Source organism: Scytonema hankhaensis NUACC26, from assembly GCF_045865695.1.
Lineage (GTDB): Bacteria > Cyanobacteriota > Cyanobacteriia > Cyanobacteriales > Nostocaceae > Scytonema.
Map to the genome: position 1 here is coordinate 23,790 of NZ_BAACAP010000156.1, position 16,532 is coordinate 40,321.

Genomic DNA, 16,532 nt, shown 5'->3' on the forward strand with positions numbered 1-16,532 from the left:
AGCAAAACGGCTGAGCTTAAGAGATGGCGGACAAGTCTCTACAGCCACCTTTGGTAAAGGAAATGCAGGAAATTTGACAGTTCGCGCATCTGATGTAGAGATAATCGGGACTGCAAAAATTGGTCGGTTTCCAAGTAAATTACGAGTTCTCGTTGAGCCAGGAGGTGTAGGAAATGGGGGAAGTTTGATTGTTGAAGCAGAACGGCTAACCGTTAAAGATGCTGCAGACATAACGGCTGGCACTTATGGTATGGGATATGCTGGAGATATTAGGATAATTGCTAAGCAGTTGGATCTCCTAAATGATGGATTAATTTCAGGGGAAACGTTTAGTGAAGGGACTGGAGGCAATATATCAATTCAAGTTGGACAGTTAATTGCTAGAAACGGAGGACAAATATCTGCTGGTTCTGGTAGGCAGAATCAAGCTGGTAATTTTGGCAAAGGAGGAAACTTAACAGTCACTGCTTCTGATTTGATAGAAGTAGACGGGGTAGGTAGACGCAATCGCAGTGGTTTTTTTACTGAGACATCTAGTCCCAGTCGTGCAGGAGATTTAACAATCAACGCTAAACAATTGATTGTCCGAAATGGGGTGGGAATATCGTCTGGGGCTTCTGGTTCTGGAAGCTTGGGGGGTGATGGAGGCAATTTGAACATTAATGTTTCCGAATCTGTGGAATTAATTGGTCGTAGTCGTAGATATCTTAGTGGTTTGATAACTGAAGCCAATGGGCGTGGCAATGCGGGAGATTTAACAATTCAAACGAAGCAGTTGATAATTCGAGATAGAGCAATTGTATCAACCCAAACTTTTGGAATGGGGAATGCTGGTAGCATTTTTGTCCGAGACAACAATCGCATCGAACTTAACCGAGGCTATATCTTCAGCCAAATTAGAGAAGGAGCAGTGGGTAACGCTGGTGATATCAATGTTCTCGCTCTACCCTTGAGGCGTTAGCTACCAATGGCAATGTAGATGTCAATGCGAGTGGTAGGATTTCTGGAACTATTAGCGGCGTACCTGACGTTACCTTTTTGCAAAACAGTCTTACCGATCTACAGCAAAATCCAATTGACACCAATGCTCTCATCGCGAATAGTTGTATTGCCCGCACTGACAAGCAAGAAGGCACTTTCATTATCACGGGTTTTGGTGGTTTGCCCAACCGTCCCGGAGATATATCACCTTCAAACTATCCTACAGGTACTGTGCGGAATGCAGATAATAACGGCACTAACAGCAGTTTCTCAAGTTTACCCCATCGTCCTTGGAAAATGGGTGACCCAATTGTAGAACCATCTGGCGTGTACCAACTTCCGTCGGGACAATTAGTCATGAGTCAGGAATGTCGCTAGAACAATCGAACTCGTTATCAGTCTGGAATGTCCTCACATATAATTAGTAGCAACAGAAATAATTCTTAATGTTTTTTACGTTATAGACGTTTTTTCTAGGGGTCAATAATGGTAATCCTTACACGATGTGGATTCTACATAACAGTATTGCCGAAGTCGGTTTAGTTGAACGGGATTTGCGCTCGGTAGGCACGAGTTAGCTCCTGTAGGCTTGTGGATGCGTGGATGCGTGGATTGGGAAGATCGATCCAAACAAAAAAATATTCAATCTTCTCTTGTGGTGCGAAGAGCAGCGCCGTGCGGTGAGAAGTTGCGGCTTGGGGGTTTCCCCCAATAGCAAACTTCGGGGGGTTTCCCCCCAACCCCAGAGGGGACCCCAAAGCCCCCCGAGTCCCGCAAGTGGCGTGCGACTGCAGGGCGTCCCGCCCGCCACTAGTATAAGACGGGCGAGGACGCCCGTCCCACAAGATGGATAATTTATTTCTTGGAAATCCCTTAATTTCTGGAGATGTCTATTGATAGTTGATTGAAATCCAGTCTGTGCATGACTTTTTCAATCTAAAATCTAAAATCGTATTGCCTAATATGGTGGATAAGCAAAATCATCTTCATCAGGATAGACATAGGAATTTGAAACCCCTGCCATCGCCATTTTAGATGTATCTGTTTTTGTAGTCTCCTTGCCAAAGTCTTTATACTCTTCAAAAGTTTTACAAATTATTTGAGATTCTTCGGCATCAGAAGCAATCAGATAATCTGTCAGTGAAGAAACTGTAGGATGTTTGTAATCGACTGTTGAAGCTACTAAAACTGTATTTGGTTCAATTCCTCTTTCTTCACAGTTAATAATTGGGGAAAAAATCCCGTGAGCGTGAAACAGGGGACCTTTAGGTGTTATGGGTAGACGACGAAATCCAGCATACGCTTTTTCTAATTCAGCCAAAAACCCACCTGTTATTCTACCTTGTTGATACTCGCAATAGCTTTTACTGAAACTAGCCCCAGCTGCACCATTTAGAGTTAATTGTAATGGCGTCTCGTGTAAAAACTTTTTATCTTCCCCTACTAAATAAATTAAATAGCGAGTAAATGTTTTAAATTTAAGTTTGTCTGCTAAAAAAGCATCGTAATGATCTTTTAGTGTCCCTAGTTTTATCCCAGTCTCTCGGTCTTTGACAGATAGCGGTCCCCGTTTGACTACGACTAAGCGTGGAGTTGTGGTCATAAAGACTGTTTCAACTCCGGAACTAAATTCATGCTCTATCTCTTGCCAGGTACGATCGCTTTGAAAGCCTACTGCACGAGCATTATCTAGCTTGATCGCTAAACCGTAGGGTTGTAAGCCCTCTGTGCCATACCGAGGATTGATCATCTGACACCAAGGGATGACTTGAGAAGCTGGTGCGCTATACTTCTCGTCCTCAAAGTCGAATTTTACAGATGGTTTCATCGTCTTACGGCAAATCTCTATGTTTTGAATATCAAGTTTACACGGTTTAGCAAGGCTTGGAGTGTAAGCACTTGTGACTTTTTCTACAAGCAAAACCATGAGTGGCTATACCTGCGATTCGCAAGCCAAAAAGTAATATATTTGTATTATTATATCTGGATATCAACGCAATAAGGGATTTCCAAGAAATAAATTATCTATCTTGTGGTAGGGTTATCTATTTTGTGGTACGGGCGGGACGCCCGTCTAATCTTAGGTCAAGAAACCGGGCTTCTTTAGGAAACCAGGTTTCTCTGCCCATAGCTATATATCAATTTGTATCGCTGTGAGGCATTATTTATAGATAAGGGCTTGGAATAAAAACAGTTGGAACCACCGCAATTGCTAGGACAACTGTTGCTGATAAAAGTTAACAATTGTTTCAATGACTCGTTCCACGGTCATACCATCAGTCTGAATCTCAAAAGCGTCTGCCGCTTTCTTTAGGGGGGACACTTGGCGAGTGCTGTCTTTCCAGTCTCTTTCAGCGATATCCTTTTCCAATTGCTCCAAGCTAACTTCGGGTTGACCGAGCCTTTTGTAGTCTTCTTGACGACGGCGAGCACGCTCGCTAACGGAAGCTGTCAAAAAAATTTTGACTTCGGCATCAGGAAAAACTTTAGTCCCGATATCCCTGCCTTCAGCAACTAGACCACCTTTTTTACCCCAACTTTGTTGTATCTTCACCAAAGCTTGACGTACAGAACTCTGTGCTGCCACAGTTGAAACTTTAGATGTTATTTCCATGGTACGAATAACCTGGGTAACATCAGTCCCGTTAATCCAAACTCGCACCGGAGCTTGTAAGTCCTCGCTAGGAGTCAGTTCTATGAAACATTGGCTTGCCACTTCTGCTATAGAGCACTCATCCTCAAGAGAAATTCCTTTTTGCAGTACTAACCAAGTTACAGCACGATACATTGCTCCTGAGTCTAAATAAACTAAACCCAGTTTCGCCGCTACCTGACGAGCAACAGTGGATTTTCCTGCACCTGCAGGTCCATCTATCGCGATGATAGGTTTGCGATCGCGCAGGATAATATTATCAATTAAGCGTGTGGAACCAAGACGAGCAGCGATCGCTAACATCCCTTCCTCCTCTACTGTTTCTATAGGCATCAACGTATTTGGTTCAACCAATTCAATATATTCCACTAAAACAGAACTCGCCATTGCTATTTCTTGCCAGACTACCGATAAAAGAGTGTGGCTATTGCGAACGCCCGTGTGAAAGGCTGCTTGAGCTTGTTGTAAACTGCGATACAGCACTGCCGCTTGCTGATGAAGTTCTGCACTCAAATATTTGTTGCGAGAACTCAAAGCAAGACCCGATGCTTGCCGTACAGTTGGACAAGCAACAATCTCTATCGGAAAATTCAAATCGGCAACTAGCCGCCTAATAATGGCAAGTTGCTGACCATCTTTTTGCCCAAAATAAGCGCGGTCTGGCTGTACCAAGTTAAAAAGCTTGGTCACGATTGTCGCGACACCCTGAAAATGACCCACTCGAGAAAGACCACACAAGCCTGATATCATAGCAGATGGCGGGGTAACTTGTGTATCATTAGATTCTTGTATACTCTTCTCGATAACTCCTATTTCCTCCGGAGAGGGAGCAAAAATAGCATCCACCCCAAATTTTTCACACAATTGTAGATCCTTATCTAAAGTACGGGGATAGCGCTGATAATCTTCATGAGGACCAAATTGCAGTGGATTGACAAACACACTCACAATCGTCGTAGCATTTTCTTGTCGCGCCCGTTCAATTAAACTCGCATGACCCTGATGCAAAGACCCCATAGTAGGAACCAAACCAACTGCTGTTTTAGACCTTGCGACGATCTCATACTGCAGAGAGTTTTCTTTATTTGAATGTTGAATCTCAAAACGGCGTTTAGCCAAATAGCAACGTAAAGCAGCAACAGTTGACAGCAATCGCACAAAAATACCCCTAGTTTTTCAGCTTCTCTCCCCCGTTAGTTTATATCTGAATTGAGGGAGAGAGGAGAAACTAGGGGAATGAATGAATTATAAATGCTGAATGATGAATTATGAAATCAGGTGTTGTTGCCCAATTCATAATTCATAATTCATCATTCATAATTCATTACCTTCCCAAAACTTCGATCCGCACGGGAGCAATACCCGTGCTCATTACACCTAAAATCCGTGCTGCACCAGCAGAAAGGTCAATAATTCGACCCCGAATGAAGGGACCTCGGTCATTAATTCGCACCACGACAGATCGACCATTACGGGTGTTAATGACGCGAACTCTTGTTCCAAAGGGTAAGCTACGATGGGCTGCTGTTAACCCTTCTGGATTGTACCTTTCGCCAGTGGCAGTACGATTGCCAGAACCGTCATAGCCGTACCAAGATGCCATACCTTGAAGCTTACCGCGCACTCTGCTAGCAATCTGAGCTGGCAATTTTGGTAGGGAGATTTTTGGAAATTTCAGGGACGATTGCACGGGTAGATTTGCAATTTCGTTCAGAGGAGCTGCATTACCAAGCAGTCTCCGCATACGATTAGTTGCTTGCAATGCATCTTTAGCTGGGTCGTTGGTTGTATTGGCAAGCTGTGTATCGCCATTGATTTCCACAAGTTCCTTGCCGTCAACCCTTAAGACATAACGCCCGTTCTGTGTTTGCTGATTCTCGTCAGCGGGCTTTTGTTTGTTAGACTCCCAACTTACGACAATCTTGTTGGGATCTACTTTATCCAAAACGAGTTGATTGATTCTTGCTGCTACCACTGTTGCTCTTTTAACTGGGTCATCCGCAGCAGCTACAGACTGATTTCTGATGTCCGCGCTAGGTCTGGTTAAAGCAACCTTTGTTTGGTTCGAACCATTGGTACTGAGGTTTTGTGTACCACCAACCTTAGCATCAGTACCACCAATGGCACCAACCTTAATTCTTGAATTCGATACAGGCTGTTGACCAACAAAGGTAAGAACAGGGATCTTGCGAATATAAAGCGTTGCTGCCTCGCGCCCTGCTAAGTTATGCGTGTGAATTTCCGCGATCGCGGATGCATTTTTCGTAAAGTTTTCTGTGTTTTGTTGATACTCACCTACTTTCACCACATCTGATGAAGCTACAGTGGGCGAAGTTAAAGCCGTTTTCTCGAGCGTTTCAGAGCGACCAATTGACGGTGTGCCAAAGACAGTAGTAACCAGAGCGACAACAGCCCAAAAATGTTTGTGATTCATGCGTCCGTTATTAAAGCGACTGAAGAACAGAAGTTTCGTTAAAATTAGCGGGGTTTTTGACTGTAAAAACGTTACATATTGCCGTTTTGACACATTCCCAAAATTCAAACTCGTTCCGCTTTCACTTTTTGCTTTTAACTGCATCACAGTAACACGAACAAACGGTCTTGGGGATCGGGGTTTTAGCGTAAACTTTAGTAAACTTATAAAATTTTTACCTTCTTTTTTGCCTCAAAACCTTACTCAAATGAGGATTTCCGTCATGTAGCGCTTTTTTTCTTAAATAAAAAAATTTATTGTTAAATCTTTAGATTATTTATTAATTAAATCGATTAATGGGGCATACACGGTTGTTTTTTAGATTGATTAATGATAAAAAGCAAAATCAAAAATAGATACCGTAATTTTTCGGAGACATACAAAGTTACAATATCAGTTAAAACCACAATGCTTCTGCCCCATGCGCGACGCTCAATGCTCCCTGCTCCTAGAATCTTTTCTGCATGAATTGCATTCCAAGTACAAGTCATGCACCGAAGGTACAGTCGCCAACTATATTCCAGAACTTTCCAAGGTTAATCCTGAGTTATTCAGCATTTGCATCGCCACTGTTGAAGGAGAAATTTATCAAGTTGGAGACTACAACGAATTATTTACGATTCAATCGATTTCTAAAGTTTTTGTCTACGGGCTTGCGCTTGAAGATCGCGGACGAGATTATTTTTTGACCAAGGTAGGTGTGGAACCAACAGGAGATGCGTTTAACTCTATCGTGCTTGATGAGGTATCGAAACGTCCGTATAACCCAATGGTGAATGCAGGCGCAATTGCAACCACAAGCTTAATTAAGGGTACGGGCGTAACCGAACGTCTCAATCGAATGCTAGATATGTTCCGACGTTATACGGGCCACAATGTCTTTGTTGATATATCAGTATTTACCTCAGAGCGCGTTACAGGACACCGCAATCGTGCAATGGCACACCTAATGCTCAATTTTGGAACAATCGACCAAAGTATAGATGAAACACTAGATCTCTACTTCCAACAATGTGCAGTCATGGTAAACTGTCACGATTTAGCAGTGATGGCAGCAACCCTTGCCAACAAAGGTATTAATCCCGTAACAGGAGAACAAGCCATAGATAGCTGTTATATTAAAGACATTCTCAGTGTTATGTACACCTGTGGTATGTATAATTTTGCAGGTGAATGGGCTTATAAAGTTGGTATCCCAGCAAAAAGTGGTATTTCTGGTGGAATTATTGCAGTGATTCCCAATGTTATGGGCATTGGAGTCTTTTCGCCTCCATTAGACTTGCGAGCTAATAGCGTTCGAGGAGTTAAAGTATGTGAAGAACTTTCCCAGAAGTTTGGTTTACATTTATTTGATTGTTCGCGTCAAAAATTACAGTTTTGCAATTGAGATGATTACATGGGGGTGTCACCTCCCATTGACCAGCTGTATCCGTAAGAGTTATCGGAACTCTTACTAGTAACTGGTCACTTTCTTACTCCTGTAATTTTAAAGTCACCTTTGCTAAGTTTGAGTTTAAACGTTCAACATCATTTGCAAGAGATAGGGACTCTGTAACGTCAAGAAAAGTCAGGTTTACGCCTAGTAGCTTACCACTGGGCTCTAATATTGGTGTGAAATGAATGTCTAGATAAATTGTGCCTCGATCGCTAACCCATTCTCTCTTTTTTATGTGAAACGGTTGGCGCTCGCGATCTAAGTGCCTTATAAAAGCAATTGAATGGACAAGTCGTCCCACTTCTAAATCTTGTAACCGCTTACCTGAATTGACGTTCTTCAAACCAAACAAGGCGGATGCCTGTTCGTTAGCCACTAACAGACAACCTTTGCGATCCACTGCTAGCTGAGGGAATGGACTGGCTTGGAAGGCTGCTTGCCAAACACGGATTTGGGTAGTTAGAGGGTTAACGGCTTTCAATTTGTGAGTCTGAGGTCGGAGCAGCAAGTGCTCTTTCCAAGTGAGTTTTTGCCCTTTTACAAAAATACAGTGCTTGAGACTGACAGGGATAAAGATTTGTCTGTTGTTGGTTACGCTTTCTGAGTTGCCCAAGAAAAGAAAGCCCTTATCAGTCAAGGCAAAATGAAAGCGAACAAAAATGTTGGTTTGAGTCTCGCGTTGGAAGTAGATTAGGACGTTGCGGCATACGAGCAGGTCAATTTTGGACATAGGCGCATCCTTAGCTACGTCATGGCAACCAAACAAAATTGTACGACGCAGTTTGGGGCAAAAAACATAATGCTGCTGGATTTGCGTAAAGTATTTAGACAGAGCTTCACTCGGAATGCCTGCAACTTCTTGGTGAGTATAACTGCCTCGCCGCGCTTGCGCTATTGTATTTTCATCTACGTCTGTAGCAAAAATTCGCACCCGCTGCAAATATTGCTCCTTACCCAATGCTTCAACTAACAACATGACCAGCGTATAAACTTCTTGCCCGGAAGCACAGCCAGCACTCCAAACTCGGATTCGTTCGTGAGGCTGCTTGTTGGTAATGATTTGGGGAATGATGTTTTTCGCTAAATAATCCCAAGCATCGCGATCGCGGAAAAAGCTAGAGTAATTGATAAAGATTGTATCAACTAGAGGAGTGTATTCAGAGGGATGCTCAATTAGATATTGCAAGTAGTCCTTATAGTTCTCAATGTTTAACTGCTGCATCCGGTGTTGGACTCGACGCATCAAAGAACCACGTTTATTGACAGTCAGATCGCAACCACAGTTTTGCTTGAGGTAGTCCAACAAAGTTTCAAAATCTGGGTTAACATCTGATGCAGTCATGGTAATGTTAGATCTAATGCGCTTGTAATGTCTTTCTCTTGAGAGTAGATTCTCTTGATTTTATTAAATCTTTCTTAAAGACTAACACTAATGAACGGTAGCTTAACAGTAAAGGTTGCGCCGAGTCCAACTCCCTCACTCTCTGCTTGAACGCACCGTTCTACCACTTCTCACTCAGACAATAATTCTGTTTTATCCGTTTAATGGGGTTTTATCCTGTTTCACGAGTCTTCCTAGCAAGCCGTGCAACCATTGCAATTAACTCCGATGGCTCAGCTAGTTTATGCAAGTGCGACTGAAAACCTGCTTTTATTACCTTCGCTCGGTCTTCTGAAAGATACGCCGTCAAGGCAGCTGTAGGAATTTGCCATCCCTTTTGAGCTTCTAATGCCCGTACTTTCTTAATCAAAGCATAGCCATCTTCATCGGGCATCCTGATGTCACTGATTAACAGATCGGGGCGCGATCGCTCCAACACTTCGAGCGCCTCGGCAACTGTTGCAACTGCTGTCACAGATATCCCTTGTTGCTCCAGGACTGTAGTAATAAACTCGCGAGTATCAGCTTCATCATCCACAAATAGCACCTGCAAGCCATCAAGCGAATGAGGGAGATTTACAGATGCTGCTTCCGGTAGCAACTGACTTGCTGCTACAGGTTGTTGTAAATTCTGTTGCTTGTACTTGGTTACATCTCGTACAGCTATTCTTAAGGAAACTAGCGACCCAGAAGTGTTACGGACAGGTGCTACCGTAAGTGTTGCGGCAAAAGGGCGATCGCCACGCGGACACATCATAAATTCCCATTCTTGCACAGAAGAATATACAGAGGACAACCTATTGAGGTTGCTACGAAAGACCGATCGCTCTGCCTCAGCCACAAAATTAGCTAATGGTTTGCCAGTCAGCAAGTCGGGCAATATATTAAATAATGAGCCGGCAACGTGGTTAGCTTCCAGAATGATTCCTCGATCGCTTGTGAGTAAATAGGCATCAGGTGCAAACTGGAACAAGTCATAATAACGCTGACGTTCTTCTGCTAGATACTCATTCTGCTCTAGCAGTTCTTCCTGAATCACCTCCATTAATTCCAAGCTTGTCTGCATTTCCTCTTGAAGTAACTGGAGGTTCCCAACATAAGTGGTAATCTCCTCCATCACTTCCGCTAAGATCTGCTGTTGCTGTATTGGCAACAACACAATCTGTTCGTGCAGCGCTTCTATCTGCTGATGAATAAAAAAAATACACCGAGTTAATTCTTCGTTCACAACGCCGTAAGTTTTTTAAGATAGAGTCAGGACAAAAGTTAGATAGGAGAAAAATTTACACTGAAAAATTATTTGTCACACAAATTTCAGCATTCCTTTTCTCTTGCCTTCATTATATGACAGTCATAATTTTGTACCGCAAGTCACTTAACAAATTGCGAAACTTCCTACGCAGACAAGATTTTTTACGTGTAGGAGTTTTTTTGGCACTGTTATTTAGCATCGTACTATACAGTTGGGTAGTATTCTCTCAACAACCAGTTGTGTTGAATATGTTGATTGCTGCTCCTGATTCTCCACCTTGGAAACAATTTTTGATTAAAAATTTTGAAGCCAAAAACCCAGGCATTCGCATTAACCTTGTTGAAGGACCAAATGCTACAAATTTGTTAGAAGACTTGTATACTTCTGCTTTTATCTTAGGTGAGTCTCCATATGACTTAATTTATATGGATACCATCTGGGCACCCAAGTTTGCTGCCGCTAACTGGTTGTTACCCTTAGACGATCGCATTTCCAAGCAAGAGTTAGCAGCATTTTCACCAAAGGATATAGAATCGGGACGCTATCAAGACAAGTTATACAGGATTCCCGTGCGTTCTGATGCGGGAGTGCTCTACTACCGAGAAGACTTGCTCAAAGAAGCAGGATTTAAACCCCCTGAAACCTTTGAGGAGTTAATACGAATTTCCCAAACCTTGCAGAAACAAGACAAGGTAAAGTGGGGTTATGTTTGGCAAGGACGCCAGTATGAAGGATTAGTGGCGATGTTTGTGGAAGTTCTCGAAGGTGCTGGTGGTTTTTGGATTAATTCTGATACGGGGGAGGTGGGATTAGATCGACCGCAAACCCTGAAAGCAGTTGAGTTTTTGCGTAACACTGTGAAGGAAGGTATTTCTCCTCCTGGAGTCACAACCTATATTGAAGAAGACACCAGGCGGATGTTCCAGAGCGGTCAAGTGGCATTTCTACGGAGTTGGCCTTATGTTTGGACTTTAGCCAATAAAGAGGGTTCGCCAATCCGGGGTAAATTTGGCATGAAGACGATGGTTCATGCACCTGGTAGCACTGGAGGCGCTTGTCTTGGGGGCTGGGGTTTGGGAATTGCCAAATCTTCCAGACACAAAGAAGAAGCGTGGAAAGCAATTCAATATTTCACGAGTGAAGAAGCACAACGCCTAGTGACTCTGAGCGAAAGTTATGCGCCAAGCCGACGCGCATTATTTACAGACCAGGAGATTGTGGCTAAATTTCCCTACTTTCCCCAGTTGCTAAAAGTTGTGGATAATGCAGTCTTGCGCCCACCAGTTGCTCAATACGCTCAAGCATCCGATATTTTACAGCGTTACTTAAGTGCAACACTCAGTAATCGGATGACTCCGGAACAAGCAATGCAAGCTGCTGCTAGGGAAACGCGCCAACTGCTAAGAATTGGAAATAGTTAGTTAATAAGTATGAACTCGCAAACCCTCCGAAGTCGGCAACAAAGAACAGCATGGATTTTACTAACACCAGCATTGCTACTGCTGTTGTTTGTATTTGCTTATCCTATCGCACGAGCATTTTGGTTAAGTGTTTTTACTAGGAATCTGGGTACGGAATTACAACCTGTATTCTCTGGTTTGGATAATTATGTACGGATGGTAGGGGATGGTCGTTTTTGGCAGAGTCTTTGGACGACAACCATATTTACAACAGCATCTGTTATTTCAGAGTTATTACTGGGATTGGGAATTGCCTTAGTTCTCAATCAGGCGTTTTCTGGACGGGGAGTCGTGCGTACCATCGCAATTCTACCTTGGGCTTTACCTACGGCTTTGATTGGTTTAGCTTGGGCTTGGATTTTTAACGACCAGTTTGGGGTTGTGAACGATATTCTACGACGATTGGGATTGATAGATACGGGAATTAACTGGTTGGGAGATCCAACGCTGGCGATGATAGCAGTCATATTTGCTGACATTTGGAAAACAACGCCTTTTATTAGTATTTTGCTGCTAGCTGGTTTACAGTCAATTTCACAGGATCTTTATGAAGCTCATTCCGTTGATGGTGCAACACCGTGGCAAAACTTCTACAAAATTACTCTGCCACTGCTGCTTCCGCAAGTCCTAATTGCAGTGTTATTTCGGTTTGCTCAAGCTTTCGGGATTTTCGATTTGATTGCCGTCATGACTGGAGGCGGACCTGGTGGTGCAACGGAAGTGGTATCGTTATACATCTACTCTACCGTGATGCGCTACTTAGATTTTGGCTACGGGGCTGCTCTTGTAGTTGTAACATTTTTAATACTAGTTGCAGCAGTAGCGACCGCCAGTTTCTTACTGAATAAATCCCGTGCTAGAGCATAAGGAGTTTTCCATACCATGACTGCTATTCGAGAAACGATTCCACCTAGAACTTCAAAACCACCCAAAAAGGCAATTCCTGGGAAAAAAATCTTGCTACCAATTGCAATTGCACTCGTGGTTTTGTTCAGCCTAGCACCCGCACTCTGGCAACTAGTAACCTCCTTTAAGGTAAATGAAGATATCGCCGCGATTCCTACTGTGTATTTTCCGACGCGATACACACTCTCTCACTATATCGAGTTATTCGTTCGCCGTCCATTTTGGCGCTACATCTTCAACAGTGCTTTCGTTTCCGTGACATCCACAGCGGTTTCCTTAGCGATTGGAGCACCTGCAGCTTATGCTCTTGCACGTTTACGTCCTTGGGGCGAACGATTTATTCTGGCAAGCGTACTAATTGTCACTTTATTTCCTGGAATTCTTCTATTTATAGGACTGTTAGAAATTATCCAAGCACTCAGATGGGGTAACAATTATTTAGCTTTGATTATACCTTACACTGCTATCAATTTACCTTTGACAATTTTAGTTCTAAGAAGTTTTTTCCAGCAATTGCCCAAAGATTTAGAAGATTCTGCTAGAGTTGATGGATACAATACCTTTCAATTACTATGGCAAATTGTACTACCTATGACCCTTCCTGCTTTAGTAACGACTGGGATTCTCACCTTTATTTTTGCCTGGAATGAATTTATTTTTGCTCTCACGTTTATGACTCGTGAAGAGTTGAAAACAATTCCTGTAGCTGCAGCACAATTAGGGGGTGCTTCAGTTTATGAAATTCCCTATGGTCCTATTGCCGCTGCAACTGTTGTAGGAACTTTGCCCTTAGTTTTACTCGTTTTGTTTTTCCAACGCAGGATTGTTCAAGGTCTGACTGCTGGTGCTGTTAAAGGATGAAGGGATACGTGGATTTTAGATGCGTGGATTTTGGATTTAAGAATGCCATACAGCCAATTTACTCTTAAAAAACTGGTGAAAGACTTCAATTTAAAAATTGAGGAAAATGTCGTACTTTTCCCTGAAATTACACCAGTAACACCATCAGATTTTCTGGTTCAGTTACTAGAAAAAACTGTGCCTTTAGCTTTGGCTACAGATACAGAAAAATCTCGGTCAGAGATGATAATTTTTCCGGTATTATTGGAGGTGAAGGAGCAAAAGCGCAATGAGGTAGCACTGTTTAGTGGCAACGATTTCACAGTCGAGCCAAATGTTGGGCTGAATGGTAATCCAGACTTTTTGATTAGTCTTGATAAAGAACAATATTTCATATCTGCTCCAGTAATGACGATTGTTGAAGCAAAAAATAACAACCTGAATAGTGGATTGGGTCAATGTGGTGCAGAAATGCTAGCCGCTAAAATTTTTAATGAAAATGAGGGTAAAGATGTACCTGCTATTCATGGGTGTGTGTCATCGGGAACTGCTTGGAAGTTTTTGCGTTTGATCGGCAACATTTTGTACATTGATAAGTTAGAGGTATCTTTATTTCCATGCGATCGCTTGCTAGGAATTTTTTTATCGATTCTACAATAAACTTTAAAATAGGCAATTAGAGGTCACTTATAAAGTAAATCTTAAATTATCGAATGTCATTGTGTGGGTTAAGTAAAACAAGGTGACACCCAATAATTCGATGAAATGTTGGGTTTCGTTCCTCAACCCAACCTACTTTATAAATTATCTCTTACATCCCAAATTTTTAATTAATCCAAAATCAAAATCCATTGTTAATCCCCATTGCCCCTCAACAAGGAGGGGGCCCCGAGTTCCCCAATCCCTAGTCCCCAATCCCCAATCGAAAAATGGCTAAACTCGTACTAAAAAACCTTAATAAAACCTATACCTCCAAAGTTGTTCCGGTTAAAGACGTTAGCTTAACCGTAAATGATGGAGAATTTCTCACTTTACTAGGTCCTTCTGGCTGTGGAAAATCTACCACATTGCGAATGATTGCAGGGCTTGAAGAACCGACTCGCGGTCAAATTACAATTGGAGACGTGGATGTTACCTACAAGCGACCAGCCGATCGCAATATCGCAATGGTGTTCCAAAGTTATGCACTTTATCCCCACATGACAGTGTATGACAACCTTGCTTCTGGTCTCAAACTGCACCGCACTCCACCTACAGAGATTAAAAGCCGAATAGCAGATGTTGCCAATATTTTAGGATTGGAAGAGTTATTAAACCGCAAGCCCGGTCAACTGTCTGGAGGACAACGGCAGCGAGTAGCGGTAGGGAGAGCGCTTGTACGTCGTGCCAATGTATACTTGTTAGATGAACCCTTAAGTAACTTAGATGCACTGTTGCGCGAACGAGTGCGTGCAGATATCAAGCAACTATTTGCCGCTCAAAATGTTCCAGTTGTCTATGTGACTCACGATCAGACAGAAGCGATGACACTTTCTACCAAAGTCGCTTTGCTCAATGATGGTTATGTCCAACAACTTGACCCACCCGATATTATCTACAACCATCCCACTAATTTATTTGTCGCTGGATTTGTTGGCAGTCCTCAAATGAATTTACTGACTCTACCTTGTCAAGAGCGACACGCAATACTGGGAAATTTCCAGATACCTCTTCCTGATTTACCAACAGTACCACCCGAAATCGTATTAGGAATTCGCCCGGAAAATGTTCGGATTCCAGAAGGAAATGATACACAAATTATTAAAGGGCAAGTATATTTAGAGGAAAACTTGGGTATGCACCATTTGGTGAGTGTGAGGATTGATGGATCGCAGACGACAGTACGTGCGTTGCTACCAACAGACCAAAGTTGGAGTGGTAAGGATATTACCTTAGCATTACCTCCCCAAGATCTTCACTGGTTTGATGTTCGATCTGGGGATGCTCTCGTAAGGAGACAAATGTCGAGCGTTGGAGCCTAGATTTGCAGGTCCTGACACTGGAAGTGTCGGCTATACAGACAAAGTCCGCCTGCGCGGACTATATTAACTGGTAAGTGTCACACCAACTTTATAACCATGCTGGCTGCGTTCTCAAACTAGCCGCAACTGCTCGAAACTCGGGCCCTCGACTGCACGCCAGTTTTCAATCCAACGTGAAAGCTCTGCTGCTGCGGAGTGATGCCCAATCTTGTTCGGTTACTATTAAGATTGCGATATCGAATTTTTCAAGGCTGAATTATGAACTACGGAGATTGAATATGGTAGCAACAGCAGTACTCGCAGAAACTAGAACCATACTTGAAGACATCAGCTGGCAAACGTTTAAAGCTATGTTAGCTGACATGAGCAACCAACGCAACACTAGACTCGCTTACGATAATGGGATATTAGAAATCATGTCTCCAATGATGCCACACGAAAACTCTAATCGCATAATCGAAGGTTTTATTGTAGTGTTGTGCGAAGAGTTTGGTTTGGAGTATAAACGCGCTGGTTCGCTGACTTTAACACGGGATGACTTAGAACGAGGTGGTGAGCCGGATAGTAGCTACTATATTCAGCTGGGAGTCTTTGGTTAGAGACAAAGAAAATATAGACTTAGCAACCGATCCACCACCCGCTTTAGTACTGGAAGTCGAATATTCTAGACCAAAAGTAGATAAGCTAAAACTTTACGCATCAATGGGTATACCTGAATTCTGGAGGTATAACGGAACCGTGCTTCGATTCTACGTACTTACTTCTGGAAAGTATGAAGAAGTACAGCTTAGTCCGACCTTTGCCCCTGTACCAGTGAAAGAGATTCCTCACTTTATCCGAGAAAGCAGAGCAAATGGAGAAATGTCAACAACTCGCGCTTTTCGCAATTGGGTTAAGCGGGAAATTGAAAACCAGTGAACACAAGAACCAATTTCTTTTACGACCACGTTGATGAAAAGTATGCGCCTCTGCTTGGCGTTTGGCTTTTTCTGTAGGTGAAATACTGCGTTCTGGAAATAACCTGCCTCTTTTGGGGCGCTCGCTGTTATGTAACCCCCATTCCGCACCCCAACTGTCACAAACGGAAATTCCTGAATAAAATCTCTAAAATAAGGATAAAATTATACTGT

Annotated in this window: 13 protein-coding genes and 1 pseudogene; 9 read left to right on the forward strand and 5 right to left on the reverse strand. The window is 42.8% G+C overall.

The window, feature by feature from the left end:
* The first annotated feature begins 73 nt into the window (after window positions 1–73).
* Window positions 74–961: a hypothetical protein gene (locus tag ACKTT2_RS11940; protein WP_407886977.1), complete on the forward strand. Its 888-nt coding sequence runs from the start codon at window positions 74–76 to the stop codon at window positions 959–961.
* A gap of 77 nt (window positions 962–1,038) precedes the next feature.
* Window positions 1,039–1,359 (forward strand): hypothetical protein, encoded by a 321-nt coding sequence (locus ACKTT2_RS11945; protein ID WP_407886979.1) that lies wholly within the window; start codon window positions 1,039–1,041, stop codon window positions 1,357–1,359.
* 580 nt (window positions 1,360–1,939) lie between these two features.
* On the opposite strand, the gene ACKTT2_RS11950 is transcribed toward ACKTT2_RS11945, so the two are convergent.
* The 3 genes from ACKTT2_RS11950 to ACKTT2_RS11960 form a co-directional block, all read right to left on the reverse strand.
* Window positions 1,940–2,809 (reverse strand): DUF5895 domain-containing protein, encoded by an 870-nt coding sequence (locus ACKTT2_RS11950; RefSeq protein ID WP_407887003.1) that lies wholly within the window; start codon window positions 2,807–2,809, stop codon window positions 1,940–1,942.
* A 384-nt stretch (window positions 2,810–3,193) separates the two neighbouring features.
* Window positions 3,194–4,792, reverse strand: coding sequence for a bifunctional pantoate--beta-alanine ligase/(d)CMP kinase (locus tag ACKTT2_RS11955; RefSeq protein ID WP_407886981.1), 1,599 nt, complete (start codon window positions 4,790–4,792; stop codon window positions 3,194–3,196).
* 166 nt (window positions 4,793–4,958) lie between these two features.
* Window positions 4,959–6,068, reverse strand: a complete 1,110-nt coding sequence (locus ACKTT2_RS11960) for a septal ring lytic transglycosylase RlpA family protein (RefSeq protein ID WP_407886983.1) — start codon at window positions 6,066–6,068, stop codon at window positions 4,959–4,961.
* Window positions 6,069–6,528: 460 nt separating this feature from the next.
* Between ACKTT2_RS11960 and glsA the strand changes: the two genes are divergently transcribed.
* Window positions 6,529–7,494: a glutaminase A gene (gene glsA, locus ACKTT2_RS11965; RefSeq protein ID WP_407886985.1), complete on the forward strand. Its 966-nt coding sequence runs from the start codon at window positions 6,529–6,531 to the stop codon at window positions 7,492–7,494.
* An 85-nt stretch (window positions 7,495–7,579) separates the two neighbouring features.
* On the opposite strand, the gene ACKTT2_RS11970 is transcribed toward glsA, so the two are convergent.
* Both ACKTT2_RS11970 and ACKTT2_RS11975 read right to left on the reverse strand, forming a co-directional pair.
* Entirely contained in the window at window positions 7,580–8,884 is a 1,305-nt protein-coding gene (locus ACKTT2_RS11970; protein ID WP_407886987.1) for a CheR family methyltransferase, read from the reverse strand.
* 211 nt (window positions 8,885–9,095) lie between these two features.
* Window positions 9,096–10,151: a response regulator gene (locus ACKTT2_RS11975; RefSeq protein WP_407886989.1), complete on the reverse strand. Its 1,056-nt coding sequence runs from the start codon at window positions 10,149–10,151 to the stop codon at window positions 9,096–9,098.
* A gap of 128 nt (window positions 10,152–10,279) precedes the next feature.
* Between ACKTT2_RS11975 and ACKTT2_RS11980 the strand changes: the two genes are divergently transcribed.
* The 6 genes and pseudogenes from ACKTT2_RS11980 to ACKTT2_RS12005 all read left to right on the forward strand — a co-directional run bounded on the left by ACKTT2_RS11980 (window position 10,280) and on the right by ACKTT2_RS12005 (window position 16,320).
* Window positions 10,280–11,596 carry an ABC transporter substrate-binding protein gene (locus tag ACKTT2_RS11980; protein ID WP_407887005.1) on the forward strand — a complete coding sequence of 439 codons (1,317 nt, stop codon included), beginning with the start codon at window positions 10,280–10,282 and terminating at the stop codon, window positions 11,594–11,596.
* A gap of 9 nt (window positions 11,597–11,605) precedes the next feature.
* Window positions 11,606–12,502 carry a carbohydrate ABC transporter permease gene (locus tag ACKTT2_RS11985; protein WP_407886991.1) on the forward strand — a complete coding sequence of 299 codons (897 nt, stop codon included), beginning with the start codon at window positions 11,606–11,608 and terminating at the stop codon, window positions 12,500–12,502.
* A 15-nt stretch (window positions 12,503–12,517) separates the two neighbouring features.
* A complete protein-coding gene (locus ACKTT2_RS11990; protein WP_407886993.1) occupies window positions 12,518–13,402 on the forward strand; it encodes a carbohydrate ABC transporter permease in 885 nt (294 codons plus the stop codon).
* A gap of 42 nt (window positions 13,403–13,444) precedes the next feature.
* A complete protein-coding gene (locus tag ACKTT2_RS11995) occupies window positions 13,445–14,041 on the forward strand; it encodes a hypothetical protein (protein ID WP_407886995.1) in 597 nt (198 codons plus the stop codon).
* A gap of 269 nt (window positions 14,042–14,310) precedes the next feature.
* Window positions 14,311–15,402, forward strand: coding sequence for an ABC transporter ATP-binding protein (locus tag ACKTT2_RS12000; protein WP_407886997.1), 1,092 nt, complete (start codon window positions 14,311–14,313; stop codon window positions 15,400–15,402).
* A 278-nt stretch (window positions 15,403–15,680) separates the two neighbouring features.
* Window positions 15,681–16,320 (forward strand): annotated as a pseudogene (locus tag ACKTT2_RS12005) (Uma2 family endonuclease).
* The last annotated feature ends 212 nt before the right edge of the window (window positions 16,321–16,532 follow it).